24 protein-coding genes are annotated in these 25348 nt (G+C 69.1%); 16 read left to right on the top strand and 8 right to left on the bottom strand.

The window, feature by feature from the left end; all coding sequences use genetic code 11:
• Nucleotides 1-8 precede the first annotated feature (8 nt).
• The 7 genes from J2Y49_RS03175 to J2Y49_RS03145 all read right to left on the bottom strand — a co-directional run bounded on the left by J2Y49_RS03175 (nt 9) and on the right by J2Y49_RS03145 (nt 7713).
• Complete coding sequence (locus J2Y49_RS03175; protein ID WP_310112227.1) at nt 9-1430, bottom strand: S41 family peptidase; 1422 nt, start codon at nt 1428-1430, stop codon at nt 9-11.
• Nucleotides 1431-2798, bottom strand: a complete 1368-nt coding sequence (locus J2Y49_RS03170) for a peptidoglycan DD-metalloendopeptidase family protein (RefSeq protein ID WP_310112224.1) — start codon at nt 2796-2798, stop codon at nt 1431-1433.
• A gap of 273 nt (nt 2799-3071) precedes the next feature.
• A complete protein-coding gene (gene gpmI / locus J2Y49_RS03165) occupies nt 3072-4649 on the bottom strand; it encodes a 2,3-bisphosphoglycerate-independent phosphoglycerate mutase (RefSeq protein WP_310112221.1) in 1578 nt (525 codons plus the stop codon).
• A gap of 90 nt (nt 4650-4739) precedes the next feature.
• Nucleotides 4740-5198, bottom strand: coding sequence for a 23S rRNA (pseudouridine(1915)-N(3))-methyltransferase RlmH (gene rlmH, locus J2Y49_RS03160; RefSeq protein WP_149222254.1), 459 nt, complete (start codon nt 5196-5198; stop codon nt 4740-4742).
• A 25-nt stretch (nt 5199-5223) separates the two neighbouring features.
• The gene (rsfS, locus tag J2Y49_RS03155; RefSeq protein WP_111066995.1) at nt 5224-5670 is read right to left on the bottom strand and encodes a ribosome silencing factor; all 447 of its coding nucleotides are present in this window, start codon (nt 5668-5670) and stop codon (nt 5224-5226) included.
• A complete protein-coding gene (locus J2Y49_RS03150) occupies nt 5667-6320 on the bottom strand; it encodes a nicotinate-nucleotide adenylyltransferase (protein WP_310112214.1) in 654 nt (217 codons plus the stop codon). The genes rsfS and J2Y49_RS03150 overlap by 4 nt, the downstream gene beginning before the upstream one ends.
• A gap of 118 nt (nt 6321-6438) precedes the next feature.
• A complete protein-coding gene (locus J2Y49_RS03145; RefSeq protein ID WP_310112211.1) occupies nt 6439-7713 on the bottom strand; it encodes a glutamate-5-semialdehyde dehydrogenase in 1275 nt (424 codons plus the stop codon).
• Between the two features lie 165 nt (nt 7714-7878).
• Here J2Y49_RS03145 and J2Y49_RS03140 point away from each other — a divergent pair, with 165 nt between their 5' ends.
• The 15 genes from J2Y49_RS03140 (at nt 7879) to J2Y49_RS03070 (ending at nt 23170) form a co-directional block, all read left to right on the top strand.
• Entirely contained in the window at nt 7879-8622 is a 744-nt protein-coding gene (locus tag J2Y49_RS03140) for a sulfite exporter TauE/SafE family protein (RefSeq protein WP_310112209.1), read from the top strand.
• 20 nt (nt 8623-8642) lie between these two features.
• Nucleotides 8643-9134 (top strand): RNA pyrophosphohydrolase, encoded by a 492-nt coding sequence (locus J2Y49_RS03135; RefSeq protein WP_310112207.1) that lies wholly within the window; start codon nt 8643-8645, stop codon nt 9132-9134.
• A gap of 184 nt (nt 9135-9318) precedes the next feature.
• Nucleotides 9319-9633, top strand: a complete 315-nt coding sequence (locus J2Y49_RS03130; protein ID WP_310112205.1) for an STAS domain-containing protein — start codon at nt 9319-9321, stop codon at nt 9631-9633.
• A complete protein-coding gene (locus J2Y49_RS03125) occupies nt 9618-9995 on the top strand; it encodes a response regulator (RefSeq protein WP_149222260.1) in 378 nt (125 codons plus the stop codon). Before J2Y49_RS03130 ends, J2Y49_RS03125 begins: the two co-directional genes overlap by 16 nt.
• A gap of 29 nt (nt 9996-10024) precedes the next feature.
• Nucleotides 10025-12334, top strand: a complete 2310-nt coding sequence (locus J2Y49_RS03120) for a chemotaxis protein CheA (RefSeq protein WP_310112202.1) — start codon at nt 10025-10027, stop codon at nt 12332-12334.
• A 9-nt stretch (nt 12335-12343) separates the two neighbouring features.
• Nucleotides 12344-12892, top strand: coding sequence for a chemotaxis protein CheW (locus tag J2Y49_RS03115; protein WP_310112201.1), 549 nt, complete (start codon nt 12344-12346; stop codon nt 12890-12892).
• A gap of 67 nt (nt 12893-12959) precedes the next feature.
• Nucleotides 12960-15602, top strand: a complete 2643-nt coding sequence (locus tag J2Y49_RS03110) for a methyl-accepting chemotaxis protein (protein ID WP_310112198.1) — start codon at nt 12960-12962, stop codon at nt 15600-15602.
• Nucleotides 15603-15621: 19 nt separating this feature from the next.
• Nucleotides 15622-16533 (top strand): CheR family methyltransferase, encoded by a 912-nt coding sequence (locus J2Y49_RS03105; RefSeq protein WP_310112195.1) that lies wholly within the window; start codon nt 15622-15624, stop codon nt 16531-16533.
• A 3-nt stretch (nt 16534-16536) separates the two neighbouring features.
• The gene (locus tag J2Y49_RS03100; protein WP_310112192.1) at nt 16537-17199 is read left to right on the top strand and encodes a chemotaxis protein; all 663 of its coding nucleotides are present in this window, start codon (nt 16537-16539) and stop codon (nt 17197-17199) included.
• 3 nt (nt 17200-17202) lie between these two features.
• Nucleotides 17203-18264 carry a chemotaxis response regulator protein-glutamate methylesterase gene (locus tag J2Y49_RS03095; RefSeq protein ID WP_310112189.1) on the top strand — a complete coding sequence of 354 codons (1062 nt, stop codon included), beginning with the start codon at nt 17203-17205 and terminating at the stop codon, nt 18262-18264.
• 41 nt (nt 18265-18305) lie between these two features.
• Nucleotides 18306-19469: a methyl-accepting chemotaxis protein gene (locus J2Y49_RS03090; RefSeq protein WP_310112186.1), complete on the top strand. Its 1164-nt coding sequence runs from the start codon at nt 18306-18308 to the stop codon at nt 19467-19469.
• Between the two features lie 53 nt (nt 19470-19522).
• Nucleotides 19523-19828 carry an STAS domain-containing protein gene (locus tag J2Y49_RS03085; protein WP_310112183.1) on the top strand — a complete coding sequence of 102 codons (306 nt, stop codon included), beginning with the start codon at nt 19523-19525 and terminating at the stop codon, nt 19826-19828.
• A 5-nt stretch (nt 19829-19833) separates the two neighbouring features.
• On the top strand, nt 19834-20685 hold the full coding sequence (locus tag J2Y49_RS03080; RefSeq protein ID WP_310112180.1) for an ATP-binding protein: 852 nt from the start codon (nt 19834-19836) through the stop codon (nt 20683-20685).
• A gap of 2 nt (nt 20686-20687) precedes the next feature.
• On the top strand, nt 20688-21941 hold the full coding sequence (locus tag J2Y49_RS03075) for a response regulator (protein WP_310112177.1): 1254 nt from the start codon (nt 20688-20690) through the stop codon (nt 21939-21941).
• 26 nt (nt 21942-21967) lie between these two features.
• Nucleotides 21968-23170, top strand: a complete 1203-nt coding sequence (locus J2Y49_RS03070; RefSeq protein WP_310112173.1) for a fused response regulator/phosphatase — start codon at nt 21968-21970, stop codon at nt 23168-23170.
• A gap of 103 nt (nt 23171-23273) precedes the next feature.
• Here J2Y49_RS03070 and rpsD read toward each other — a convergent pair whose 3' ends face one another.
• Nucleotides 23274-23888 carry a 30S ribosomal protein S4 gene (rpsD, locus tag J2Y49_RS03065; RefSeq protein WP_310112170.1) on the bottom strand — a complete coding sequence of 205 codons (615 nt, stop codon included), beginning with the start codon at nt 23886-23888 and terminating at the stop codon, nt 23274-23276.
• Nucleotides 23889-24139: 251 nt separating this feature from the next.
• Here rpsD and J2Y49_RS03060 point away from each other — a divergent pair, with 251 nt between their 5' ends.
• Entirely contained in the window at nt 24140-25312 is a 1173-nt protein-coding gene (locus J2Y49_RS03060) for an NAD(P)/FAD-dependent oxidoreductase (RefSeq protein WP_310112168.1), read from the top strand.
• Nucleotides 25313-25348 lie beyond the last annotated feature (36 nt).

Genomic DNA, 25348 nt, shown 5'->3' with positions numbered 1-25348 from the left:
AGCCCCGGTCAGCGCGCCGCGGCGCGCTGCTGGAACAGGGCGACGCCGCGCAGCAGATCCAGCGCGCGGGCGAGCTGGAAGTCGAAGGGCGGCTCGGCCCCCTCCGCCGCGGCGCCGTCGGTCGGCGCGGCCCCCGGCGCAGGAGCGGCACCGGGAGCAGCCCCGGGAGCAGCCGGAGGCGCACCGGCGCCCGGACCCGCCGGATTCGGAGCGGCGGGAGTTCCGGGCGCGGCCGGGTTGGTGGTGGCCGGACGCGGCGCCTTGTTGGCGTCGGGGTTGACCAGCGCACCCTTCAGATCGGCTTCGCGGCGGCGGACGATGTTCTTGTCCAGATCCTCCACCTTGGCGACATGCACCTCGATGTCCGGGGTGATGCCCAGCTGCTGGATCGACCGGCCGGCCGGCGTGTAGTAGCGCGCCGTGGTCAGCCGCATGGCGCCATGGCCGGGCAGCGGGATGATGGTCTGCACCGATCCCTTGCCGAAGCTCTGGGTGCCCATGATGATCGCGCGCTTGTGGTCCTGCAGTGCGCCGGCGACGATTTCCGAGGCCGAGGCCGAACCGCCGTTGATCAGCACCACCATCGGCAGGTTCTTGATCAGGTCGCCCGGCTTGGCGTTGAAGCGGGTGCCCTCCTCCGCGCGCCGGCCGCGGGTCGACACGATCTCACCCTTGTCCAGGAAGGTGTCGGACACCGACACCGCCTGATCAAGCAGGCCGCCGGGGTTATTGCGCATGTCGAGCACGAAGCCCTTCAGCTTGTCGCCCAACTGCTGCTGGATGGAGGAGATCGCCTTCTCCAGCCCGCTCTGCGTCTGCTCGTTGAAGCTGGTGACGCGGATGTAGCCGATGTCGCCTTCGGTGCGGAAGCGGACCGACTGCACCTTGATGACGGCGCGGGTCAACGACACGGTGAAGGGCTCGCCCGCCTCGCCGCGGCGGACGGTGACCTTCAGCTCGCTGCCGATAGGTCCGCGCATCTTCTCCACCGCCTCGTTCAGGCTGAGGCCCATCACCGCCTCGCCGTTCAGCTGGACGATCAGGTCGCCCGGCTGCAGGCCGGCGCGGAAGGCCGGGGTGTCGTCGATGGGCGACACGACCTTCACCAGGCCGTTCTCCATCGTCACCTCGATGCCCAGCCCGCCGAACTCGCCGCGGGTCTGAACCTGCATATCCTGGAAACTTTTCTTGTTCAGATAGCTCGAATGCGGGTCGAGCGAGGTCAGCATCCCATTGATCGCCGATTCGATCAGCTGTTCGTCGGTGACCTGCTCGACATATTCGGCGCGGACGCGCTCGAAGACGTCGCCGAACAGGTTCAGCTGCCGGTAGGTGTCCGACGAATTGCTGGACTGAGCGGTGACGGTGGCGACGCCGGCGCCCAGAAACACCAGAGCAGCCGCCGTGGCGGCGCGCTTGATCATCCTCATCTACCCTTGTCCTTTCCCCTCCGGGGCGCCGAACCCGCGTTGCGGGTTGATCGGCTGGCCGTTTCGTCGCAGCTCGAAATAGAGATCCGGATTGCCGTCCGGCGGCATGACCGCCAGCGGTTCCCCGCCGGCCACCTTACGCCCGACAGCCGTGTCGATCCGGCCCAAACCCGCAATCAGACTATGATATCCGTTGCCGTGTTCCACGATCAAGATGAGGCCATAGCCCTTGAAGGGGCCGGCGAACACGATCGTGCCGCCGCGCGGCGCCACCACGGCGGCCCCGGCGCGGGTCTGGACCGTCACGCCACGGCTGGTGGCACCGTAGCGGTCGGCCTCGCCGAAGCGGGTGGTCAGCTTGCCGGCGGCGGGCAGCACCATGCCGGCGACCGCCGGCGGCCCATCCGGCGCCTTTGCGGCCAATTCGCGCTCGCGCGCCGCTTCCCTGGCGGCTTCATCCTTCGCGCGCTTTTCCTCGGCAGCCTTTTGTTCGGCGATCTTCTGCTCGGCGGCGCGCAGTTCGGCCAGCTTGCGTTCGGCCTCCTTGCGCTCCGCCTCCTTCTGGGCGGCAAGGCGCCGCTCGGCCTCGCGCTTTTCCGCCTCGCGCTTGGCGGCCTCCTTGCGCTCCGCCTCGCGCCGTTCGGCCTCGCGGCGGGCAGCGGCCTCGGCGGCGGCGCGGCGCTCGGCCTCGATCCGCTCCATCAGCTGGCGCAGGTCGGTGGCCTGACCCGACAGCTCCGCCATGCGCTGGCCGACCTGGACGCGCTCCTCCTCGGTCTGGCGCGACAGCTCCTCGCGCCGCGCGATCAGGCGGTTCATCTCGCCCTGCTTCTCGGCAAGCGCCACCCGCGCCGCCAGCGCCTTGGACCGCTGATCGACCAGCTTGCCGCGGGTGTCGGCCAGGGCGGTCAGCGCCTGCGCCAGCGCATCGGCCCGCGCCTTAAGCGCCGGCACGGCGTCGCGCAGCAGCAGGGCGGAGCGCAGGGTGTCGACCGGACTTTCCGGCCGGGCCAGCGCCGCTTCCGGCGGGATGCGGGCCAACCGCTGGAGGGCGGCCAGCAGGGTGGCGATCTGCTGACGTTCGTTGTCGAGCCCGGCGGACCGCTCGCGCTCCTCCCCCTCAAGGGCGGTGAGCGTCTCTTCCAACTGGTCGAGCGCCTGCTCCTGCCCGCGCGCCTGGTCGGCCAGCGCGATCAGCCGGCCGCGCAGGTCGTCCAGTTCCGTCTGCAGGGCTTGGGACTGGCGTTCCAGCTGCTGCTGACGCTGCTTGCCGGTCTGAAGCTGCTGCTCGACGCGCTTCAGCGTATCCTTGGGGGCATCGTTCTGGGCATTCGCCGGCTGGGCGAGGATCAGGCCGACGACGACCACGAAGCCTGTAACAAACCCCTCCCCCGCCCCGGATACCCTCTCCCCCCCGCTCACGCGCAAACTTTGTTTGCGCTGACGCGACAGGCGGACCTCCGGTCCGCTGAAAGCGGGGAGAGGGCTGGGTGAAGGGGATGCAATGCGAGACGTAGATTGAAAATCCAAGCTACGCCCCAATCCTCTTGCATCTCCACGCCACGCGTCCCCCTCACCCCGACCCTCTCCTCGGGGGGGAGAGGGGGAATACGGCATGAAAGAGCCACGCGGCGCCATCCGTTACTCCGCCGCCGCGCGGGCGGCGGTGCGGACCAGCAGGTTGCGGCCGGTCATCTCGGCCGGCTTGGGCAGGCCCAGCAGGTCGAGCAGCGTCGGGGCGATGTCGGCCAGACGGCCGCTTTCGATCCGCGCACCGGCCGGGCCGTTGATGAGGATCAGCGGAACCTTGTCCAGCGTGTGAGCAGTGTGCGGGCCGCCGGTCTCCGGGTCCTTCATCAGCTCGCAATTGCCGTGGTCGGCAGTGACCAGCATAGTGCCGCCGGCGCGGCGCACCGCGGCCTCCACCTGACCCAGGCTGCCGTCGACCGCCTGCACCGCCTTGATGGCGGCGTCGAGCATACCGCTGTGGCCGACCATGTCGGGATTGGCGAAATTGACGACGATCAGGTCGTACTTGCCGGAATCGATGGCGCCGACCAGCTTGCCGGTCACTTCGGCGGCGGACATCTCCGGCTGCAGGTCGTAGGTGGCGACCTTCGGCGACGGCACTAGGATGCGATCCTCGCCCTCATACACCCGCTCCTCGCCACCGTTGAAGAAGAAGGTGACGTGGGGGTACTTCTCCGTCTCGGCGATGCGCAGCTGCTTCATTCCGGCCTCGGAAACCACCTCGCCAAGCACCTTGGTCAGGGATTTCGGCGGAAAGATGGTGGTCATCAGCTTCGCCAGCGACGACGAATATTCGACCATGCCGACAACGGCGGCCAGCTTCGGCGCGCCGCCCGCCGGGGAGTTGGCCACCGGGAAGCCGTCGAAATCCTTCTCGACATAGGCGGCCAGGATCTCGCGGGCGCGGTCGGCGCGGAAATTCGCCATCAGGATGGCGTCGCCGTCCTTCATGCCGGCATAGTCACCGATCACCGTCGGCAGGATGAACTCGTCATGCTTGTCGGCGGCATAGCTCTGCTCGATCGCCTGGATCGGGTCGGCGGCGCGCTCGCCCTCCGCCTTGGTCATCGCGGCATAGGCCTTGGCGACGCGGTCCCAGCGCTTGTCGCGATCCATCGCGTAATAGCGGCCGATGACGGTCGCCACCTCGACGCCCGGCAGCTCGAAGACGTCGGCCATGAACTCGGCCACCTGATCCTTGGCGCTCTGCGGCGGCACGTCGCGGCCATCGGTGAAGGCGTGGACGGCCACCGGCACGCCCTCGCGCGACAGCACGCCGGCCAGCGCCGCGATGTGGTCCTGGTGGGAGTGGACACCGCCCGGCGACAGCAGGCCCATCAGGTGGACGCGTCCGCCGGTCTTGTGCATCGTCTTCACGAGATCGTTCAGCGCCTGATTGCGCTCGAGATCGCCCTCGACGATGGCGTGGTCGATCATCACGAGATCCTGCATGACGACCCGGCCGGCGCCGAGATTCATGTGCCCGACCTCGGAGTTGCCCATCTGCCCCTTCGGCAGGCCGACCTCTTCCTCGCTGGCGTTCAGAAAGGCCTTCGGCTCGGCCGACCACAGGCGGTCCCAGTTCGGGGTGTCGCCCAGCGCAATCGCGTTGTCGGACCGCTCCTCGCGATAGCCCCAGCCGTCCAGAATGCACAGGACGACAGGGCGGGGTCGGTTGGTCTCGGTCATCGCGCTTACCTTTCTCGAAAGGTTGTGGTCTCGGAGTTTCGTGTTCTTCCGCTCCGGCGCTTTTCCGCGCGCCGGATGCGACGCTCGGTATCAGGATCTGTGATAGGGGTGACCGGCAAGAATTTGTTGGGCGCGATAGAGTTGCTCCGCAAGCATGCCGCGCACCAGCATGTGGGGCCAGGTCATCGGCCCGAAGGCGAGCAGGAAGTCGGCCCGCGCGCGCACCGCGTCGCCATGGCCATCGGCACCGCCAATCAGAAAGGCGAGGTCGCCGGCGCCGCGGTCGCGCCAGTCGCCGATCTTGGCGGCGAAGCTCTCGCTGGGCAGCGCCTTGCCGCGTTCGTCCAGCGCCACGACGATGGCGCCGGCCGGCACGGCGGCGAGCAGCAGCTCGGCCTCCTGCCGTTTCAATTCGTCGGAGGAGAGGCGTTTCTTCACCTCGACCTCCTTCAGGGTAAAGGGCCAGCTGAGCCGGCCGACATACTCGTCGAACAGGTCGCGGGTCGGTCCGCCCCGCGACCGCCCGACGGCGGCGAGCCACAAACGCATGATGCGGCCCTCCGCCTCCTGCCCGTCAGGCGCTCAGCCGTGCCGTGCCCGACGGCGTCGGCAGGTCCAGACCCCACATCTTCTCGATGTTGTAGAAGGTCCGGACTTCCGGCTTGAACAGGTGAACGATCACGTCGCCGGCATCGACCAGCACCCAGTCGCACTGGGTCATGCCTTCCATCTCGACGCCGCGGACGCCGGCCTGCTTCAGCTTTTCGGCCAGCTTCATCGCCATGGCGGCGATATGCCGCGTGTTGCGGCCCGACGCCACGATCATGTAATCGGCGAAGGTGGTTTTCCCGGCGAGATCGATGACGGTCACGTCATCCGCCTGGTCGGCGTCCAGCGACGCCTGAATGAGCGCCTTCAGGTCCTGCGGTTCCAGGATCTGGGGAACGGCGGCTGGCCGCGGAGCGGTCGCGGCCGTTTCGGTGTGCGTGGTGATGGCTCCAACCTCTTGCAACGGTTTCACGACCCGGCGGCCCGTGCCTGCCGGATCGCCGTCGCCGAGGCCGGATGCAGGGGGTTGCGTAAGAACGCCCAGGCCGGCCGCCTGCGGCGCGCCAGCCCTTTTACCCCCGACACGGACACCCGTCGACGGGTGAAACGCTGGGCGGCCTTGCCGCTCAGCGCACTAAGAGAATAGGTGGGGCGGGCGAAAACCGCAACGGCCACCGAGTCGAAGATTCGTGTCCAAAGCTTCCAGCGCGAAATTTGTCGCAGATTGTCCGCTCCCATCAACCAAACGAACCGCGTTTTCGGGAAGCGGCGCTGAAGCTCGGCCAGTGTATCGGCGGTGAAGCGGGTGCCGAGCGCCGTCTCGATCGCCGTCACCTCGATCCGCGGATGGGCGGCCACCGCCCGCGCCTCCGCCAGCCGTTCGGCCAGGGAGGCCATGCCGGCGGTGGACTTCAGCGGGTTCTGCGGACTGACCATCCACCAGACCCGGTCGAGACCCAGCGCCTTCAGCGCGAACAGGCTGATGTGCCGGTGCCCGGCATGGGCCGGGTTGAACGACCCGCCGAGAATGCCGACCGTGAGCCCGGCATAGAGCGGACCGGAATAGAGGTGGGGGGCGTGTATTCCCTCTCCCGCCCTGGGAGAGGGAAGGGGCCCATGCAAAGCATGGGAAGGGTGAGGGGTGATGCAAGGATCGGGGGCTCCATGTGCGGATCGCCCCTCACCCTCCCCGCCTGCGGCGGGTCCCCTCCCTCTCCCGGGGCGGAAGAGGGCTTTTTCCTTACGGCCGCGTCTGGCCATCGCCGCGCACGACATACTTGTAGCTGGTCAGCTGCTCCGCACCCACCGGGCCGCGGGCGTGGAACTTGTCGGTGGAGATGCCGATCTCCGCACCCATGCCGAACTCGCCGCCATCGGCGAACTGGGTGGAGGCGTTCCACAGCACGATGCCGCTGTCCACCCGTGACAGGAACCGCTCCGCCGCCGCCGGATCCTCGGTCAGGATCGATTCGGTGTGGTGGGAGCTGTGGGCGTTGATGTGGTCGATCGCTGCATCCACCCCGTCCACCACGCCGCAGGCGATGATGGCGTCGAGATACTCGGTGTCCCAATCCTCCGGCGTCACCGGGGTCACGCGCGGGTCGACGGCCTGGGCCGCCGCGTCGCCGCGCACGGCGCAGCCGGAATCCAGCAGATCCTTCACCAGCACCGGCAGCGCGGTGTCGGCGATGGCGCGGTCGACCAGCAGCGTCTCGGCGGCGCCGCAGATGGAGGTGCGGCGCATCTTGGCGTTCAGCACCACCTTGCGCGCCTTCTCCAGATCGGCGGCGGCATCGACATAGACGTGGCAGTTGCCGTCCAGATGCTTGATGACCGGCACCCGGCTTTCGTCGGCGATGCGCTGGATCAGCGACTTGCCGCCGCGCGGGATGATGACGTCGATGTGGTCGCGCATCGTCAGCATGTGGCCCACGGCGGCGCGGTCGGTGGTGGGGACCAGCTGGATCGCCGCCTCCGGCAGTCCGGCCTCGCGCAGGCCCTGGACCAGGCAGTCGGCGATGGCGCGGGACGAGCGGATGCTCTCCGACCCGCCGCGCAGGATGGCGGCGTTGCCCGACTTCAGGCAGATGCCGCCGGCATCCGCCGTCACGTTGGGCCGGCTTTCATAGATGATGCCGACGACGCCCAGCGGCACGCGGACGCGCTGGATGCGCAGGCCGTTGGGCCGGGTCCATTCCGCCAGCACGCCGCCGATGGGATCGGGGAAGTCGGCGATGTCCTCCAGCCCCTTGGCCATTGCCTCGATGCGCGTGTCGTCCAGCATCAGCCGTTCGCGCATGGGGCCGGACAGGTCGCGGGCGTTCGCCATGTCTTCGGCGTTGGCGGCCTTGATCTCGGCGGCACGGGCGCGGATGGCCGCCGCCGCCGCCCTCAACGCCCTGTCCTTCGACGGTCCTGGCACGGTCGCCAGCGCGGCCGCGGCGGCGCGGGCAGCCCGGCCGAGGGTCAGCATCTGGTCGTGCAGGGCGTCGGTGGTATCGAGCAGGGCGGACATGGAGGTCTCCGGACACTCTATCCGTTGAAGGGATGACGACCTTAACGAATTGTTCGGGGTTGCGAAAGCCGCGCGGTTGTGGGACTTCGGCGTTGCGGTATGGGCGGGCGTGTGCAAAACGCAACGCGCCGGCCCCGCTGGGGCAAGGTTTTCGGGTAAGGTGACATGCTGACGCTGCTGCTGATCGTCTCCGCCTTTTTCGCGGGCGTGCTGAACGCCGTGGCCGGAGGCGGCAGCTTCCTGACCTTCCCGGCGCTGATCCTGGCCGGCGTGCCGCCGCTGAACGCCAACGCGACGAGCACCGTCGCCGTGTCGCCCGGCGCGCTGGCCAGCGCCTACGGCTACCGGCGGGAACTGGGCCGCATCCGCGACATCCACCTGCCTTCCTTCCTCGGCATCAGTCTGGTCGGCGGGCTGCTGGGCGCGCTTTTGCTGCTGTGGACGCCGCAGCGGACCTTCGAGACCATCGTCCCCTGGCTGCTGCTGTTCGCCACGTTGCTGTTCGCCGTCGGGCCCAAGGCGTCGGCCTGGATCCGCCGCAACTGCACCATCGGCCACGGCACGGTGCTGGCCGTGCAGTTCCTGATCGCCGTCTATGGCGGCTATTTCGGCGGCGGCATCGGCATCCTGATCCTGGCGACGCTGGGCGTCTTCGGCCTGACCGACCTGCATGCGATGAACGGGTTGAAGTCGCTGGTGTCCGGCTGCCTGAACGCCGTCGCGGTGGCGGCCTTCGTCGCCGGGGGCGCCGTCTATTGGACGGAGGCGCTGATCATGCTGGTGGCCGCCATGGCCGGCGGCTATGCCGGCGCCTCGGTCGCCCGCCGCATCCCGCCGCCTTTTCTGCGCAAGGTCGTGATCCTGGTGGGTGCCGCGATGACCGTCTATTTCTTCGTCACGAAAGCCTGATTCCAACGGAGTTCCCCGGCATGACCGCCCCCATCGACCGCAACACCCTGCCCTACCGCCCCTGCGTCGGGATCATGCTGCTGAACGACCGCGGCGAGGTGTTCGTCGCCAAGCGTTGCGGGTCGGACGCCGACTGGCAGATGCCCCAGGGCGGCGTCGACGACGGCGAGGACGTCCGCACCGCCGCCTTCCGCGAGTTGGAGGAGGAGATCGGCACCGCGAAGGCGGAGTTCATCGCCATGACCGCCGCCCCTCACCGCTACGACCTGCCCGACGATCTGCTGGGCAAGGTCTGGAAGGGGCGCTGGCGCGGGCAGGAGCAGATGTGGATGCTGGCCCGCTTCACCGGCGACGAGTCCGACATCCGGCTCGACACCGACCATCCGGAATTCGATGCCTGGAAATGGATCGACGCGGAGGAACTGCCGGGCCTGATCGTCGCCTTCAAGCGCCCGGTCTACGAATCGGTCCTGGCGGAATTCCGTCCGCTGATCGCAAGGGCAAAGAGCTGACCCGCATACCCCTGCACCGATCCCGGCGGCATGTCCCAATTTTGACTGCGGTTATCCCCAACTTCTCAACGACGCCCGGCCCATCCACCACTTCCGCTTAACGAATCCTTGAGACGCCTTCTGGCAACGTCGCTGCTGCAACCGCAATGCGCAAGAGTGCGTCTGCTGTGGACGGAGGGGTGGCGTGTCGCTGATCAAGTGGACGGAGGAGGATGGCGGGCGGATTCGCCTGGGCCTGCCCAGCGACCTGGATTTGCCCATGGCGCAACCTCTGCTCGACAGCCTGCGCGCCGCCTTCAAGGCGTCGGCGGACGTCATCGTGCAGGCGGACGCGGTGGAGCGGATCAGCGCCGCCTGCATCCAGGCCCTGGTCGTCGCCGCCCGCGATGCGGCCGAACGCGGGGCCGCCTTCGTCCTCGCCGCCCCGTCCGAGGTCCTGTCCGAAGCGTGCGAGGATTTGGGTCTCGCCGCCTGGCTGAAGCAATGGAGCCGAGCGTGAAGAAGAAAGTGATGACGGTGGATGATTCGCGGACCATGCGCGACATGGTGTCCTTCACCCTGCGGGGCGCCGGCTACGACGTGGTGGAGGCCGCCGACGGCCAGCAGGCGATGAGCGCCATCGCCACCACCAAGGTCGATCTGGTCATCACCGACCTGAACATGCCGGTAATGGACGGGCTGACTCTGATCCGCAGGCTGCGCGCCATTCCCGCCCACCGCACCCTGCCGATCCTGATGCTGACCACCGAAGCGGACGAGAGCAAGAAGGCGGAGGGCCGGGCCGCCGGAGCGACCGGCTGGATCGTGAAGCCCTTCAACCCCGACAAGCTGGTGTCGGTGGTGCAGAAGGTCTGCGGCTGAACCGCAGCGGACGGTAAGGAGGCACAGCCGTGGACGATCTCAGCCGCTTCAAGCAGACCTACTTCGACGAAAGCGCCGAATTGCTGGCCGTCGCCGAGGCCGGGCTGCTGCGCCTCGCCCCCGGCGAGATCGACATGGACGAGGTGAACGCGATCTTCCGCGCCGTCCATTCGATCAAGGGCGGCGGCGGCGCCTTCGGCTTCAACGACCTCGTCGCCTTCGCGCACGAGTTCGAAACGGTGATGGACGGCGTGCGCAACGCCGAGATCCCGGTCTCCACCGAACTGGTGGACACGCTGATCCGCGCCAACGACGTGCTGGCCCGCCTGCTGGCCCATGCCGCCGACGGAACCGATCCGCCGGCCGGCACCACCGACGATACGGTCGCGGCGCTCCGCCGTTTCCTGGGCAAGGCCGAGGCACCGGAGGAGGAGCTGCCCCCGGCGCCCGCGGCCAAGCTCTATCCCGACGACGAGGATGACGAGGCCGGCATCTTCGGCGACGCGCTGGCCGCCATCCAGGCCGCGCGCGACGACCAGCCCGCCTCCGCCTTTGCAGGCCCCGTCTCGGAAGGCCCGGTACCGGAGGGAAAGGTCCGCTGGACCATCCTCTTCCGCCCGAAGGCCGAACTGCTGCTGTCCGGCAACGAGCCGACCTACATGCTGCGCGCCCTGCGCCGTCTCGGCGACGCGGAGGTGGTCTGCCACCTGGACAAGCTGCCCTCCCTGCGCGACCTCGACGCCGAGCTGCTGCACCTGTCCTGGACGGTGACGCTGCTGGCCGATCCGCAGGTCGACCGCGCCCAGATCGACGACGTGTTCGAGTTCGTCGCCGACGACTGCGACATCCGCATCAGCGCCGAGGCGCCGCCCCCCGCCATCATCCAGGCGGCCGATCCTCTGTCGGCCGCCACCGCGCCGGCCGCCAACCTGCCGGAACCGGCGGCACCCGCCTCGCCGCCGGCAGCGGCCACCCCGGCCGCCACCTCCGGCTCCCCCGGCGCCGCGAAGGCCGGCGACGGCGCCAAGCGCGGCAACGGCGGAGGCACGAGCGGCGACCATTCGGGGCCCACCACCCACACCATCCGTGTCGACCTCGACAAGATCGACCGGCTGGTGAACATGGTCGGCGAGATGGTCATCACCCAGGCGATGATCGCGGAGCATCTGCGCGACCTGCCGCCCGGCCAGTTCCAGGAACTGCTGGAGGGGCTGGAGAGCCTTGCCCAGCACACCCGCGAGCTGCGCGAGAGCGTGATGTCGATCCGCGCCCAGCCGGTCTCCAGCGTCTTCTCCCGCATGCCGCGGCTGGTGCGCGAATGCGCCGCCGCCACCGGCAAGGAAGTCATGCTGGTCACGTCGGGCGAGACGACGGAGGTCGACAAGACGGTGGTGGAGAACCTCGTCGATCCGCTGACCCACATGATCCGCAACTCCATCGACCATGGGCTGGAGGGGCCGGAGGAGCGGGAGCGCATCGGCAAGCCGCGCGCCGGCACCGTGCATCTGTCCGCCGCCCACCGGTCCGGCCGCATCGTGATCGAGGTGACGGACGACGGCCGCGGCATCAACCGCGCCAAGGTGCTGTCCAAGGCCATCGAGAAGGGGCTGGTCCAGCCCGGAGCCACCATGTCCGACGAGGAGATCGACCACCTGATCTTCCTGCCCGGCTTCTCCACCGCCGATCAGGTGTCGAACCTGTCCGGCCGCGGCGTCGGCATGGACGTGGTGCGGCGGAACATCTCCAGCCTGGGCGGTCGCATCGGCGTCTATTCGACGCCGGGCGAGGGCTCGCGCTTCGTCCTATCGCTCCCGCTGACGCTGGCGGTGCTGGACGGCATGGTGATCTCGGTGGGGGAGGAGCGCTTCGTCCTGCCGCTGACCAACATCGTGGAAAGCCTGCGGCCCAAGCCCGCCGACCTGCATGGGCTGGTCAACAAGTGCGACGTGATGATGGCGCGCGGCGAGTATGTGCGGCTCGTCCACCTGCACCGGCTGTTCGGCATCCCCCAGGCCATCGACGACGCCACCAAGGGGCTGGTCGTGCTGGTGGAGACGGAGGACGGCTCCCGCCTCGGCCTGGTGGTCGACGAGGTGCTGGGGCAGCAGCAGGTCGTCATCAAGAGCCTGGAGGCCAACTTCCGCCGGCTGGACGGCGTGGCCGCCGCGACCATCCTGGGCGACGGCCGGGTCGCCCTGATCCTGGACGTCGCGGGCCTGCGCGAAATGAGCCGCCACGGCGCCGGCAATGGAAACGCCGCCGGCGGCGCCACCCCGCCTTCCCCATCCCTGCCCGCCCCGGCGGACAGGTCCGACCAGCGTCAACGCCAAACGGTTTGAGGCCCAGCGATGAGCAGTTCCACCGCAATCGCCACCGTCAATTCCCGCACCGACCTCCAGACCGCCGGCGGCATCGCCAACGGGACGGAGGAGCAGTACGTCACCTTCACGGTCGGCAGCGAGGAATATGGCGTCAACATCCTGGCCGTGCGTGAAATCCGCGGCTGGACGCCGGAAAGCCGCCTGCCGAACCTGCCGGACTATGTCCGCGGCGTGATCAACCTGCGCGGCATCATCATCCCGATCTTCGACCTGCGCGCCCGCTTCGGCGGCGGCCCCACCCAGGTGACGAAGCGCCATGTCGTGGTGGTGATGCAGGTGGGCGAGCGCACGCGCGGCATCCTGGTCGACGCCATCTCCGACATCCTGGCCATCGGCCATGACGCGATCAAGCCGCCGCCCGACGTCGACAGCGGCCTGATCGACGCCGAATATCTCAGCGGCCTCTACACCGCCGACGACCGGATGGTGACCCTGCTGAACGTCGAGAAGCTGTTCGCCGGGGAGCATGTCGACCAGGACGCCGCCCCGCGCGCGCCGGCGCTCGAAGTCACCTGACCGGAAAGAGTCAGGGAACCTTCGGCGCCTCTGCACCGAGAAGCAATAAAAAGAGGGAACGTCACCGATGGCCACTGACGGTACGATCGCCAAAACCGGCAGCTTCCTCAGCAACATGCGCATCGCCAAACGGCTGTGGCTGGTCTTCGGCCTTCTGCTGGTTCTGATCGCCGCCCAGTCCGGCGTGGGCATCCTGGGGCTGGACGGGCTGAACCGCCGCATCGATGGGGTCATCGCCTCCGGCGACCTCGCCGTGTTCGCCAAGGATCTGGAAAGCCGTCTGGCCGCCGAACGGCTGCAGACCCGCGAATACATCAATCTGGGCACGCCCGAGGCACTGGACCGGCTGCGCGTGCTGCGCGGAGAGTTCGAATCGGCGATGACGCAGAGGCAGGCGACGCTGGCGGCCTCGCCCCAGGCCGCCGTCTTCGCCGAACTGGCCGGCCTGCACACCACCTACCATGAGCGGTTCGAGGCGGTCCGCGCCATGCGGGAGCAGGCCGACCGCAGCCTGCGCGAACGGATGGACCCGCTCGGTGCCCTGGTGACGAACCGGCTGGAAGAGGTGGTGTCGATGGCCGACGCCTTCGGCGACAGGGCCGACGCCTCCGGCGACAAGGATGCTGCCTTCGCCGCGCAGGAGGTGGAGAAGCGCTGGCTGATGACCCGCTTCAGCGCCAACCGCGCCATCGGCCTGCGCGACGCCGCCGCGGCTGCACAGGTGGAAACCGAAGGCAAGGCGATGGCCGACGCCGTCGCCCGGCTGTCCGCCATCCTTGGTGCCGGGGGCCGTACCAACAGCGGCCTGTCGATGGCCCTGCGCGACGTCGATGCCCGCGCAGCCGACTATCGCGCCGCCTTCCGCGACGTCATCGCCGCCAATGACGAGGCGAAGCGCCGCGCCGACCAGCTCGCCGCCGCCGCCGCGGCGGTCAACGACGCCATCGACGGCATCGTCGGCCGGATCGCCGCCGATGCCAGGGCGACGGAGGAGGAGGCAGGGACCGTGGCGGCCTTTACCATCCGCCTGACGCTGGGGCTGGGGCTGCTGTCGCTGGTGATCGGCGTCGTCGCCGCCAACCGGATCGCCGCCTCCATCGTCACACCGGTCACCGGCATCCGCCGGGTGATGGCCGAACTGACCGACGGCAAGCTGGCGGTCAGCGTCCCCCACACCGGTCAGCAGGACGAGCTGGGCGACATGGCCCGCGCCGTCGCGGCCTTCAAGGACGAGGCGGTGGAGGCCCTGCGCTCGCGCATCGCGCTGGAACGGGTGTCGGCCAACATCATGATGGCGGACACCGACGGCCGCATCCTCTATGCTAACGACTCGATCATGGACATGTTCCGCAATGCCGAGGCCGACCTGCGCGCCTCGCTGCCGGGCTTCGAAGCGAACAGGCTGGTCGGCCGCAACTTCGACGTCTTCCACCGCGATCCCTCGCACCAGCGCCGCCTGCTGGCCGACCTGAAGCAGACCCACCGCGGCTGGGCCAGGACCGGCGGCCGGACCTTCCAGGTCATCGCCAATCCGGTGGTCAGCCGCCAGGGCGAGAAGCTGGGCACCGTCATCGAATGGCGCGACCTGACGGAGGAGCTGGCGATCGAGGCGGAGATCGGCGCGATGGTCGAGAACGCCGTCCGCGGCGACTTCAGCCACCGCATCGCGCTGGACGGCAAGACCGGCTTCTTCCGCCTGGTCAGCGAAGGCATCAACCGCCTGTCGGAGAATGTCGCCGCCGTCACGGAGGAACTGGCATCGGTGCTGGAGGCGCTGTCGCAGGGCGACCTCAGCCGCCGGATCGACAAGCAGTATGAGGGCGTGTTCCAGAGGCTGAAGGACGACTTCAACGGCACCGTGTCGCATCTGTCGGAGATCGTCCGGCGCATCGACCATGCCGCCGGCTCCATCGCCGTCGCCAGCCGCGAAGTGGCCGAAGGCAGCTTGGACCTGTCGGAACGGACCGAGCAGCAGGCCTCTTCGCTGGAGGAGACCGCGGCCAGCATGGAACAGCTCGCCGCCACCGTGCGCTCCAACGCCGACAACGCACAGCAGGTCAACGGCTATGCCACCGAGGCGCGCACCGCCGCATCCCGCGGCGGCGAGGTGGCGACCAGTGCCGTGGAGGCGATGCGCCGGATCGAGCAGTCGTCGCAGAAGATCGCCGACATCATCGGGGTGATCGACGAGATCGCCTTCCAGACCAACCTGCTGGCGTTGAACGCGGCGGTCGAGGCGGCCCGTGCCGGTGATGCCGGGCGCGGCTTCGCCGTGGTGGCCCAGGAGGTGCGGCAGCTCGCCCAGCGCTCCGCCCAGGCGTCGAAGGAGATCAAGTCGCTGATCCTCGACAGCGGCGGGCAGGTGCGCGAGGGCGTCGGGCTGGTCCGGTCCGCCGGCAGCGCCTTGACGGAGATCGTGTCGGGCATCGGCCGCGTCGCCGATCTGGTGTCGGAGATCGCGCGGGCCACGGCCGAACAGGCTTCCGGCCTGGACGAGGTCAACATCGCCATCGCCCAGATGGACGAGATGACGCAGAAGAACGCCGCCCTGGTGGAGGAAAGCACCGCCGCCGCCCGCTCGCTGGAGGATCAGGCCGACCAGCTGCGCCGGCAGATGACCTTCTTCACCCTGGACCGCCAGTCGCGGAACGCCATCTCCGCAGCCGCTGCTTCCACCGGGGACACCCGGCGGCAGCAGGTGCCCGCCTGACGATGCCGCCGGTGCCGCGATGACCGACCGTTCCTCCGCCCTGTCGATCGAATCTCCGGCGGCGCGCCGGGTGCCGGCCGCGGTGTTCGGCGGCGCGCGCGAGTTCCATTTTGAACGGCATCACTTCGACCTGATCGCCGGACTGCTCTATCAGCTGGCCGGCATCGCGCTTGCTCCGCACAAGGCGGAGATGGTTTATGCCCGGCTGGCGCGCCGCCTGCGCGAACTTCGGCTGCCCGATTTCGACGCCTATTGCGCCCTGCTGCAGGGCGACGGCGGGGCGGATGAAATCGGCTTCCTCGTCAATGCGCTGACCACCAACCTGACCAGCTTCTACCGCGAATCGCATCACTTCGACTTCCTCGCCTCCACCGTCCTGCCGGAGGCGCGGATGCGCAATGCGGGAGCCTCCCGCCCGCGGCTCCGGCTGTGGTCGGCCGGCTGTTCCTCGGGTCCGGAGCCCTACACCATGGCGATGGTGCTGGTCTCGACCATGGGCGCGGACCTGCGCCGCTGGGACGCCCGCATCCTTGCCACCGACATCGACACCCACATGGTCGACACGGCAAGGCGCGGCGTCTATCCGCTGTCGGGCGCCACCGGCATTCCGCCCGCCATCCGCCAGCGCTTCACCCACGACACCCGGCTGAACGGCGAGCCGGCGGTGGAGATGGGCGAGGATCTCAAGCGTCTCGTAACCGTCAAGCCTCTGAACCTGCTGGAACATTGGCCGATGTCCGGCCCGTTCGACGCGATCTTTTGCCGCAACGTCCTGATTTATTTCGACCGTCGCGGTCGCACGCAGGTGATAGAAAACTTCGGCCGGATGCTCCGCCCCGGCGGGTATCTGTTCCTCGGCCACTCGGAGAGCCTGTATGGCGTGTCGAACCTGTTCCGACAGGCCGGCCCAACGATTTACCGGAGGGAGTGAGCGATGAACGCCTCCACCCTCCCCCATGCGGGCCCCAGCCCGGCGGCACCGGCGCGGCGGCTGGGCAGCGGCCGCTATTTCAACCACGAGTTCAAGACGGAGACGGTCAAGATCGCGCTGGGCCAGCAGGCGATCAGCGACCGGGGCGACCTGATGATCGCGACCACGCTGGGCTCCTGCGTGGCTGCCTGCATCCACGATCCGGTGCGGGGGATCGGCGGCATGAACCATTTCATGCTGCCCGACCTGCCGGCCAGCGAACTGGAGGGGGCCGGCGCCGCCGCGCGCTACGGCTCGGTCGCGATGGAGCGGCTGATCAACGCCCTGCTCGCCGCCGGGGCCGACCGCAGGCGGCTGCAGGTCAAGCTGTTCGGCGGCGCCAGCGTCATCGAGTCGAGCTACGACATCGGCGGACTGAACAGCCGCTTCGCGCTGGATTATGTGCGGGCGGAGGGGCTGAGGCTGGCCGGGCAGGATCTGGGCGGCGGCTCCGCCCGGCGCCTGCATTACTTTCCGCACAGCGGCCGCGCCCTGCGCCGCCTGCTGCGGCCGGAGGCGGCGGCCGACACCGTCACCCGCGAACGGTCCTTCATCACCCATCTCGCCCGCACCCCGGTGGAAGGCGAGGTGGAGCTGTTCGGACCCGCCGATGCGGGAGGGAACTGACCCATGCCCAGACCGATCCGCGTCGTCATCGTCGACGACAGCGCCCTGATGCGCGAGATGCTGAAGGACATCCTGACCCGCGAGCCGGGGATGGAGGTCGCCGGCGTCGCCCGCGACGCCTTCGAGGCGCGCGACGTGATCAAGGCCACCAATCCCGACGTCATCACGCTGGACGTCGAGATGCCGAAGATGGACGGCCTGTCCTTCCTGGAAAAGATCATGACGCTGCGGCCGACGCCGGTGATCATGGTCTCCTCCCTCACGCGCGAGGGCTCCGACGCCGCCATCCGCGCGCTGGAACTGGGGGCGGTCGACTGTGTCGCCAAGCCCGGCGGCTCCGACGGGCTGGGGTTCGAGGCGACGGCGATGGAGCTGGTCTCGAAGATCCGGGTCGCCGCCACCGCCCGGCTGGCCATGCGCAGGCCGCCTGCCGTCCATGGCGTCCTGCCGACGCCGCGCCGCGCCGGATCGGGCAAGCGGCTGATCGCCGTCGGCGCCTCGACCGGCGGGGTGGAGCGCATCCGCGACCTTCTGGCCGCCATGCCGGCCGATTGCCCACCCATCCTCATCACCCAGCATATGGGACCCAGCTACGTGCCCAGCTTCGCCGCCCGGCTCGACCGGCTGTCGGCGCCCACGGTGCGGGTGGCCGTTCATGGCGACCGGCCGGCCCAGGGGCTGGTGCTGATCGCGCCCGGCGACCGCCACCTCGCCGTCGTCCGCGACACCGCCGGTTTCGTCTGCCACATCCAGGACACGCCCCCGGTCAGCGGCCATCGCCCGTCGGTGGACGTGCTGTTCGCCTCCGTCGCCAAGGCGGCCGGCGGCAAGGCGGTCGGCGTGATCCTGTCCGGCATGGGCCGCGACGGCGCCATCGGCATGAAGGCCATGCATGAGGCCGGCGCCTTCACCATCGGCGAACAGGAATCGAGCTGCGTCGTCTATGGAATGCCGCGCGCCGCCAAGGAGGCCGGTGCGGTCGCGGTCGAACTTCCGCTCACCCAAATCCCCGCCGAAATGCTGCGCGCCTTCGACGCCGTCGGCGAGCGCCCCCGCACCGCCTGACCCGAGCGGGCATCCGGGCCGAGTTCCCAAGGAGCACCAGTATGTTCATCCCCGCCGCCGCCAGAGATGCCGCCCAGTTCGCCGCCCGAGATGCCGCTCCGGCGATGGCGGACCACCCGGCACCGCCCCCTGCGGACGGCGAGGCCAAGGTCTCGGTCACGGCAGAGCTTTTGTCGACCTGGCTCGGTTTCGCCGACGTGCAGCGCCGCACGCTCGACATCGTCCAGAGCGAGCTGACGCGCACGTCGGACCATGTGGAGACCTCCACCCTCGACCTGTCGGAGCGCTTCCGCGAACTGGCCCAGAAGGCGCTGGAACAGTCGGAGCGGGTGGAGCAGATCGTCGCCATGGCGGGATCGGTGGACATCGACGGCGAACGGATGCCGCTCGATTCGCTGGTCGTCGGCATGCAGGACATGATCACCGACATGGTGACCAACATCGTCACCCTGTCGCGCCATGCCATGAGCATGGTCTATCTGCTGGACGACGTTCAGAAGGACGTGGCCGAGCTGGAGAAGTCGATCGGCGACATCGACGGCATCAACCGCCAGACCAACTTCCTGGCGCTGAACGCCACCATCGAAGCCAGCCGCGCCGGCGAGGCCGGGCGCACCTTCGCCGTGGTCGCGCAGGAGGTGCGCCACCTCTCCCGCTCCACCGGCGAGCTGGCGGACCGCATGCGCAGCAAGGTCGGCGCGGTGGTCAAGGGCGTGCGCAACGGACACGACATCCTGCGCCAGATCGCCAACACCGACATGTCGCCGCAGATGCTGGCGAAGGAACGCGTCGACAAGACGATGGACAGCCTGGTGGCCCAGACCACCCATTTCCAGGCGGTGCTGGAAACGGCGGCATCGGTGTCGACCGACATGTCCTCCACCATCGCCCATGTCATCACCGGCATGCAGTTCCAGGATCTGACCAAGCAGCGGATCGAGGCGATCAACGACAGCCTCGCCATCATGAGCGCCGGGCTGGGCGAGTTGGAGACCCGCATCCGCGCCCAGCTGCCGCCCGGCATCGGCGCGCGGGAGCCGCAGGAATGGCTGAACCAGCTGATGGGCCGCTTCACGCTGAGCGAGATGCGCGAACGTTTCGTGCGCAAACTGCTGCTGGAGGGCACCGCGCTGGACGAGAACGGCGTGCTCGACCTGGATGTCGGAGGGGACAACGGCTCCGGTGGCGACATTGAACTTTTCTAGCGCGGAACAGCCGGCGCTTGTACAGTGAGACACCTAATCTGAAAGACGACACAATGGATTACGGCATCGAAGTGCGCGACCAGGAGGCGGTGGTCCGACTGCGCGGCCGCCTGACCTTCAACGACCATGCAAAGTTGCGCGCCCTGATCGGCGAGATGGGGCAGAACAAGCCCCGGCGCCAGGTGCTCGACCTGTCCTCGCTGGAATTCGTCGACTCCGCCGGCATCGGCATGCTGCTGATCGCGCGGGAGGAGATGGACCGCGCCGACAAGCAGTTCGTGCTGCGTGCCGCCACCGGCCAGGTGAAGCGGGTGCTGACCGTGGCGCAGATCGCCAAGATCGTCCAGATCGAGGACTGACCCGCTTGACCGACGGGGACACCCTTCCCGGCGGTGCCGCCACCGGGCTCCGCACGCGCTTCGCCGGATTCGTCGCGCCGGGGCTGCCGCCCGACCGCAGCGATCGGCTGGCGCGGGCGCTGGGCCTGCGGCCGGCAGATGGGCCGGCGGAGGGGCCGGCCGGTTCCGAAGCGCTGGCGCTGCTTCTGTCGGACGGTAGCGCGGCTGAGGAGGAGTCGCTGTGGCTGCCCCCTGTCGCCGCCTGGGTCGAGCCGGCGGCCGGCGACGAGGATGGCCGCGGCGTGGCCGCATTGCTGGCGGAGGCGTCCGGCACGGACCTGTATGTCAACCTGACCACCGCGACCGCACACGACCTGCAACTGGGCGGTCGCCTGCTGGCCGCCATCGGCGCCCGCCACCCGCTTTCCGGGCACCGCCGCGACGATATCGAACTGGCCCTGCATGAGGCGGTCAGCAACGCGCTGGTGCACGGCAATCTCGGCGTCAGCGGCATGAAGGAGTTGAGCGCCCAGGAGCTGGAGCGCTTCTCCCGCGATCTGGGCGACGGGCTCGCCGACCCGGTGCTCGCCGCGCGGCGGATCGCCATCGCCGTACGCATCGACCCGCCGCAAACCGCCCCGGCTGGGCGTGGGCGTGGGTTTGGGCCTGAACCAGCGGAGGGCCTGCCGGAAGACGCGTCGGAGAATGGCCGGGCATTGGCGACGGTCGAGATCACCGACCAGGGCGCCGGCTTCGTCCCGCGCAGGCCGGAGCAGGCCGGTGCGTCGGGCCGCGGACTCGACCTGATCGGCAGCATCGCCGACGGGCTGGAGATCGAGGACGGCGGCCGGCGCATCCGCCTGAGGTTCCGGCTGTGACCATGACCGGGCAGGACATCTCCGGCTACGGCCGTCCGCAAAGCCTCGAAGGCCGGGATCCGGAACTCCGAAGCCCCGACTCGCAGGTCGCCGACTCACAGGTCGCCGATTCCCAAATTTTGGATTGCCCGGTCCTGGTGGTGGACGACACCGCCTTCAACCGCACCGTGATCGGCACCTTCCTGGCCGAGGCGGGGTTCCGCAAGGTCTCCTTCGCCACCAACGGCATGGAAGCGCTGGCGATGATCGAATCCGGCGTTCCCGACCTGCTGATCCTCGACATCATGATGCCGGGGATCGACGGCTACGAGGTCTGCCGCCGCCTACGCGCCATGCCGGAAACCGCGGACCTGCCGATCCTGGTGCAGACCGCCCTGTCGTCGGGCGAGGACCGAAACAAGGCCTTCGCCGCCGGCACCACCGATCTCGTGGCGAAGCCGCTTGAACGGACGGAACTGCTGGCCCGCGTGCGCATCCATCTGGAAGACCGCGTGCTGATCCGCCGGCTGCAAGGCTACCGCGCACGGGTGGAGGCGGAACTGTCCATCGCCCGCTCGATGCAGGAGCATCTGCTGCCGACGCCGGCGCAATGCACCGCCGCCGCCGCCGCGGCCGGCTGCACGCTGCGCGCCCATAGCGTGATCTCGCCCCATCTCGGCGGCGATCTTTGGGGACTTCTGCCATTGCAGGGCCGGCGCTTCGGCGTCTATCTGCTGAACGTCGCAGGCCAGGGCGTGTCGGCGGCGCTGAACGCCTTCCGCCTGCACACCCTTCTGCAGGAGTTGGGGCCCATCCACGGCGAGAATGCCGCCGCCCTGCTGAGCGCCCTGAACGATCGCGCCGCCGGTCTGCTGGCACAGGGGGAAACGGCCACCATGACCTACGGCGTGGTCGATGGCGAGCTCGGGCGCTTCACCCACGCCTCCGCCGAGGGAGCGCCGCCGATGATCCTGCGCGGCGACGGCGGATCGGATTTCGGCGTCGCCACCGGACTGGCGATCGGCATTGCTCCCGGCACCCGCTATCGCGCCGAGGTCATGGAGCTGCCGCCGGGTGCCGTGCTGGCGCTTTACTCCGTCGCGGTGCTGGAGGCGCTGGATGCAGGCGGGACCGGGATCGGGCTCGGCTGGATGATCGCCCGCGCGGTGGCGGAAGGCGACGGCTTCGAGGCCGTCGTGCGCTCGCTCAGCTTTGCGCTGGGACAGGTCAGCGGCGACGACCATACGCTGCTGTGGATCGAGCGGGGGGCCAGGTGAATAGCGGGTACATGAATACCGGGGACATGATGACAGCCGGCCCGCTTGCCGGAGGAAGCAACGCCGTGGACGGGTTGGCCGGCGCCCGCGTGCTGGTCGTCGACGACAACCGGATCAACCGCCATCTCCTGCTGGCCCTGCTGGAGCGCGGCGGCATCACCCTGGTCGAGCAGGCGGAGGATGGGCAGGACGCGCTGGCCCGGATGGAGCGCTTCAAGCCCGACCTCGTTCTGCTCGACCTGATGATGCCGCGGATGGACGGGTTCGAGATGTGCCGGCTCCTGCGCGCCGATCCGCGCTGGAAATCGCTGCCGGTGCTGGTGCAGTCCAGCCTGAACCGGGTCGAGGACCGTGCCCGCGCCTTCCGCGCCGGGGCGACCGATTACGTCACGAAGCCGATCAACGCGGTGGAACTGCTGGCCCGCGTGCGCATCCAGCTTCGCAAACGCGCCATGCTGCGCGACCTGGAGCAGTATCACAGCCGGACGGAGAGCGAACTGGCGCTCGCCCGCGCCATGCAAAGCCGGCTGCTGCCCGGTCCCGACCGGCTGGCGGAATTGCAGGAGGCGACCGGGATCGCGATCGACGCCCATTTCGCGCCCTCGTCCGAGCTGGGCGGCGATTTCTGGGGGATCGACCGGCTGCCGGGCGGCCGGGTCGCCGTCTACATGGTCGATTTCTCCGGCCATGGCGTGGGGGCGGCGCTGAACACCTTCAGGCTGGACGCCATCTGCCGCCAGATCGGCAGCACGGGGCTGACCCCTGCCGAATTCCTTGCCGCGATGAACCGCCGGCTGTGCGGCCTGCTTCCCTGCGGCCAGTTCGCCACAATGCTGACCGGCCTGATCGACCCGGTGGCGGGGGTGTTCGATTACGCCTCGGCCGGATCGACGACGCCGATGATGTGGCTGCCCGGCGACGAGGCGCCGCGGCTGGGCGACGGCAGCGGCCTGCCGCTCGGCCTGCTGCCATCCGCCACCTACGACAGCCGGCAGCTGCCGATGCCGCCGGGTGCACGGCTGTTCCTGTACTCCGACGCGGCGATCGAGATTCCGCTCGGCTCGGACGGTCATGATGTGCTGGACGAACCGGGTCTCGCCGCGCTGCTCGCCCGCCGCCTGCACGAACCTGACGGCGCCCGCCTGCTCGACGGCCTGCTGGGCGATCTCCACGCCACCGGTCCCATCGACGACGACCTGACGGCTCTGCTGGTGTCCCGGCGGAGGTGAGTGTGGTGTTGGGGATCTAACGCCGCATCCAAGAGCATCCGCCAGAAGCAAAAAGGCCGCCCCCTGAGGGAGCGGCCTTTCGCGTGCGGCGGGAGCCGACCGATCAGCGCGAGTAGAACTCGATGACTAGGTTCGGTTCCATCTGGACCGGGTACGGGACGTCGGCCAGCAGGGGAGCGCGGACGAAGCGGCCCTTCAGCGCGCTGCTGTCGACTTCCAGGTAATCGGGGATGTCACGCTCGCCGGAAGCGGCGGCTTCCAGGACCAGCGCCATCTGCTTGGACTTGGCGCGCACCTCGACGGTGTCGTTGTCCTTGATGCGGGCCGACGCGATGTTCAGGCGACGGCCGTTGACCAGGATGTGGCCGTGGTTGATCAGCTGGCGCGCGGCGAACGGGGTCGGCGCGAACTTCATGCGGTAGACCACGGCGTCCAGACGACGCTCCAGCAGGCCGACCAGGTTCTCGCCGGTGTCGCCCTTGCGGCGGACGGCCTCGGCATAGATGCGGCGGAACTGCTTCTCGCCGATGTTGCCGTAGTAGCCCTTCAGCTTCTGCTTGGCCATCAGCTGCAGACCGTAGTCCGACGGCTTCTTGCGGCGCTGGCCATGCTGGCCCGGGCCATACTCGCGCTTGTTCAGCGGGCTCTTGGCACGGCCCCAGAGGTTGACGCCAAGGCGGCGGTCGATCTTGTACTTGGACTCTTGACGCTTGCTCATAACTCTTACGCCTCGTTGGACACGAGTTGATGTTGTCCCGGTAGTTCCGACCGCCCTTTCAGGCGGCGGACGGGGCGCCAAAGATTGCGCGCGCCCGCTTTCCCAGGAGGTGAAGGCGCGCACAATACCCATTGGCGTGCCGGAGTCAAGCCTGACGCGTCAAGCCTATGGCGCCACCGTCTCCCCCTTGCATCCCCCGGCCCTTTGCGCTCCCCTTCCCCGCACCGCAAGCGGCAGGCAGGGATGACGCGATGGAACGGGTGGAGTGCGTGGTCGTCGGGGCGGGAGTGGTCGGTCTGGCGGCGGCGCGCCGGCTGGCGCGGGCCGGGCGCGAGGTGATCGTGCTGGAGGCGGCGGACGCCATCGGCACCGGCACCAGTTCCCGCAACTCCGAAGTCATCCATGCCGGCATCTATTATCCGACAGGCAGCCTGCGCGCCCGGCTGTGCGTGCCCGGCCGCGACGCTCTCTATGACTACTGCGCCGCCCATGGCGTGGAGCATCGCCGCATCGGCAAGCTGATCGTCGCGACTGAGGACAGCCAATTGCCGAAGCTGGCGGCGATCCGCGCCCAGGCCGCCGCCAACGGCGTCACCGACCTGACGGAGATCGACGCCGCCACCGCGATGCGGTGGGAACCGAACCTGCGCACCGTCGGCGCCCTGCTGTCGCCCTCCACCGGCATCATCGACAGCCACGGGCTGATGCTGGCCCTGCTGGGCGACGCCGAGGAGGCCGGTGCGATGCTGGCGCTGCAGAGTCCCCTGCTGCGCTCCCACCGCACCGCCGACGGTTTCGAGCTGGAGGTCGGCGGGGCGGAGCCGATGCGGCTGGCCTGCTCCACCCTGGTGAACGCCGCCGGGCTGGGCGCCTGGGCGGTCGCGCGCGGGCTGGAGGGGCTGGATGCCGCGCATGTGCCGCCGCGGGTGCTGGCCAAGGGCAACTACTATGCGCTGGCCGCCGGCCGCTCGCCCTTCTCGCGGCTGGTGTATCCGGTGCCGGTGGAGGGTGGGCTGGGCGTCCACCTGACGCTGGACCTCGCCGGGCAGGCCCGCTTCGGCCCCGACGTGGAATGGCTGGGCGATATCGCCGGCCATGGAGAGGGGCCCATCGACTACGCCGTCGATCCGGTCCGGGCCGACTCCTTCTACGGTGCGGTGCGCGCCTATTGGCCGGGGCTGCCCGACCATGCGCTGGTGCCGGCCTATTCGGGCGTGCGGCCCAAGCTGAGCGGACCGGGGGAGCGCCAAGCCGATTTCCTGATCCAGGGGCCGGGCACCCATGGGGTGGAGGGGCTGGTCAATCTGTTCGGCATCGAATCGCCGGGCCTGACCTCCTGCCTCGCCATCGCCGACGCGGTGGCGGCGGAGTTGGGCGAGGCTCCCGAGATCATTGGCGGCGCTTGGGGCTCACAGGGTTCTTGACCGCGACCCCGGCTCTCCCAATCTATAGGCGTGGCG

The sequence above is a fragment of the Azospirillum sp. BE72 genome (assembly GCF_031455875.1).
Taxonomy (GTDB): Bacteria; Pseudomonadota; Alphaproteobacteria; order Azospirillales; family Azospirillaceae; genus Azospirillum.
This window is presented reverse-complemented; position numbering and strand designations above follow the sequence as displayed.

Bases quoted from the DNA above. Each gene is read 5' to 3' on its own strand.
- J2Y49_RS03175 (WP_310112227.1), bottom strand. From the start codon at position 1,430: ATGAGGATGATCAAGCGCGCCGCCACGGCGGCTGCTCTGGTGTTTCTG.
- gpmI (WP_310112221.1), bottom strand. From the start codon at position 4,649: ATGACCGAGACCAACCGACCCCGCCCTGTCGTCCTGTGCATTCTGGAC.
- rlmH (WP_149222254.1), bottom strand. From the start codon at position 5,198: ATGCGTTTGTGGCTCGCCGCCGTCGGGCGGTCGCGGGGCGGACCGACC.
- J2Y49_RS03145 (WP_310112211.1), bottom strand. From the start codon at position 7,713: ATGTCCGCCCTGCTCGATACCACCGACGCCCTGCACGACCAGATGCTG.
- J2Y49_RS03140 (WP_310112209.1), top strand. From the start codon at position 7,879: ATGCTGACGCTGCTGCTGATCGTCTCCGCCTTTTTCGCGGGCGTGCTG.
- J2Y49_RS03135 (WP_310112207.1), top strand. From the start codon at position 8,643: ATGACCGCCCCCATCGACCGCAACACCCTGCCCTACCGCCCCTGCGTC.
- J2Y49_RS03125 (WP_149222260.1), top strand. From the start codon at position 9,618: ATGGAGCCGAGCGTGAAGAAGAAAGTGATGACGGTGGATGATTCGCGG.
- J2Y49_RS03115 (WP_310112201.1), top strand. From the start codon at position 12,344: ATGAGCAGTTCCACCGCAATCGCCACCGTCAATTCCCGCACCGACCTC.
- J2Y49_RS03110 (WP_310112198.1), top strand. From the start codon at position 12,960: ATGGCCACTGACGGTACGATCGCCAAAACCGGCAGCTTCCTCAGCAAC.
- J2Y49_RS03105 (WP_310112195.1), top strand. From the start codon at position 15,622: ATGACCGACCGTTCCTCCGCCCTGTCGATCGAATCTCCGGCGGCGCGC.
- J2Y49_RS03100 (WP_310112192.1), top strand. From the start codon at position 16,537: ATGAACGCCTCCACCCTCCCCCATGCGGGCCCCAGCCCGGCGGCACCG.
- J2Y49_RS03095 (WP_310112189.1), top strand. From the start codon at position 17,203: ATGCCCAGACCGATCCGCGTCGTCATCGTCGACGACAGCGCCCTGATG.
- J2Y49_RS03090 (WP_310112186.1), top strand. From the start codon at position 18,306: ATGTTCATCCCCGCCGCCGCCAGAGATGCCGCCCAGTTCGCCGCCCGA.
- J2Y49_RS03085 (WP_310112183.1), top strand. From the start codon at position 19,523: ATGGATTACGGCATCGAAGTGCGCGACCAGGAGGCGGTGGTCCGACTG.
- J2Y49_RS03075 (WP_310112177.1), top strand. From the start codon at position 20,688: ATGACCGGGCAGGACATCTCCGGCTACGGCCGTCCGCAAAGCCTCGAA.
- J2Y49_RS03070 (WP_310112173.1), top strand. From the start codon at position 21,968: ATGATGACAGCCGGCCCGCTTGCCGGAGGAAGCAACGCCGTGGACGGG.
- rpsD (WP_310112170.1), bottom strand. From the start codon at position 23,888: ATGAGCAAGCGTCAAGAGTCCAAGTACAAGATCGACCGCCGCCTTGGC.
- J2Y49_RS03060 (WP_310112168.1), top strand. From the start codon at position 24,140: ATGGAACGGGTGGAGTGCGTGGTCGTCGGGGCGGGAGTGGTCGGTCTG.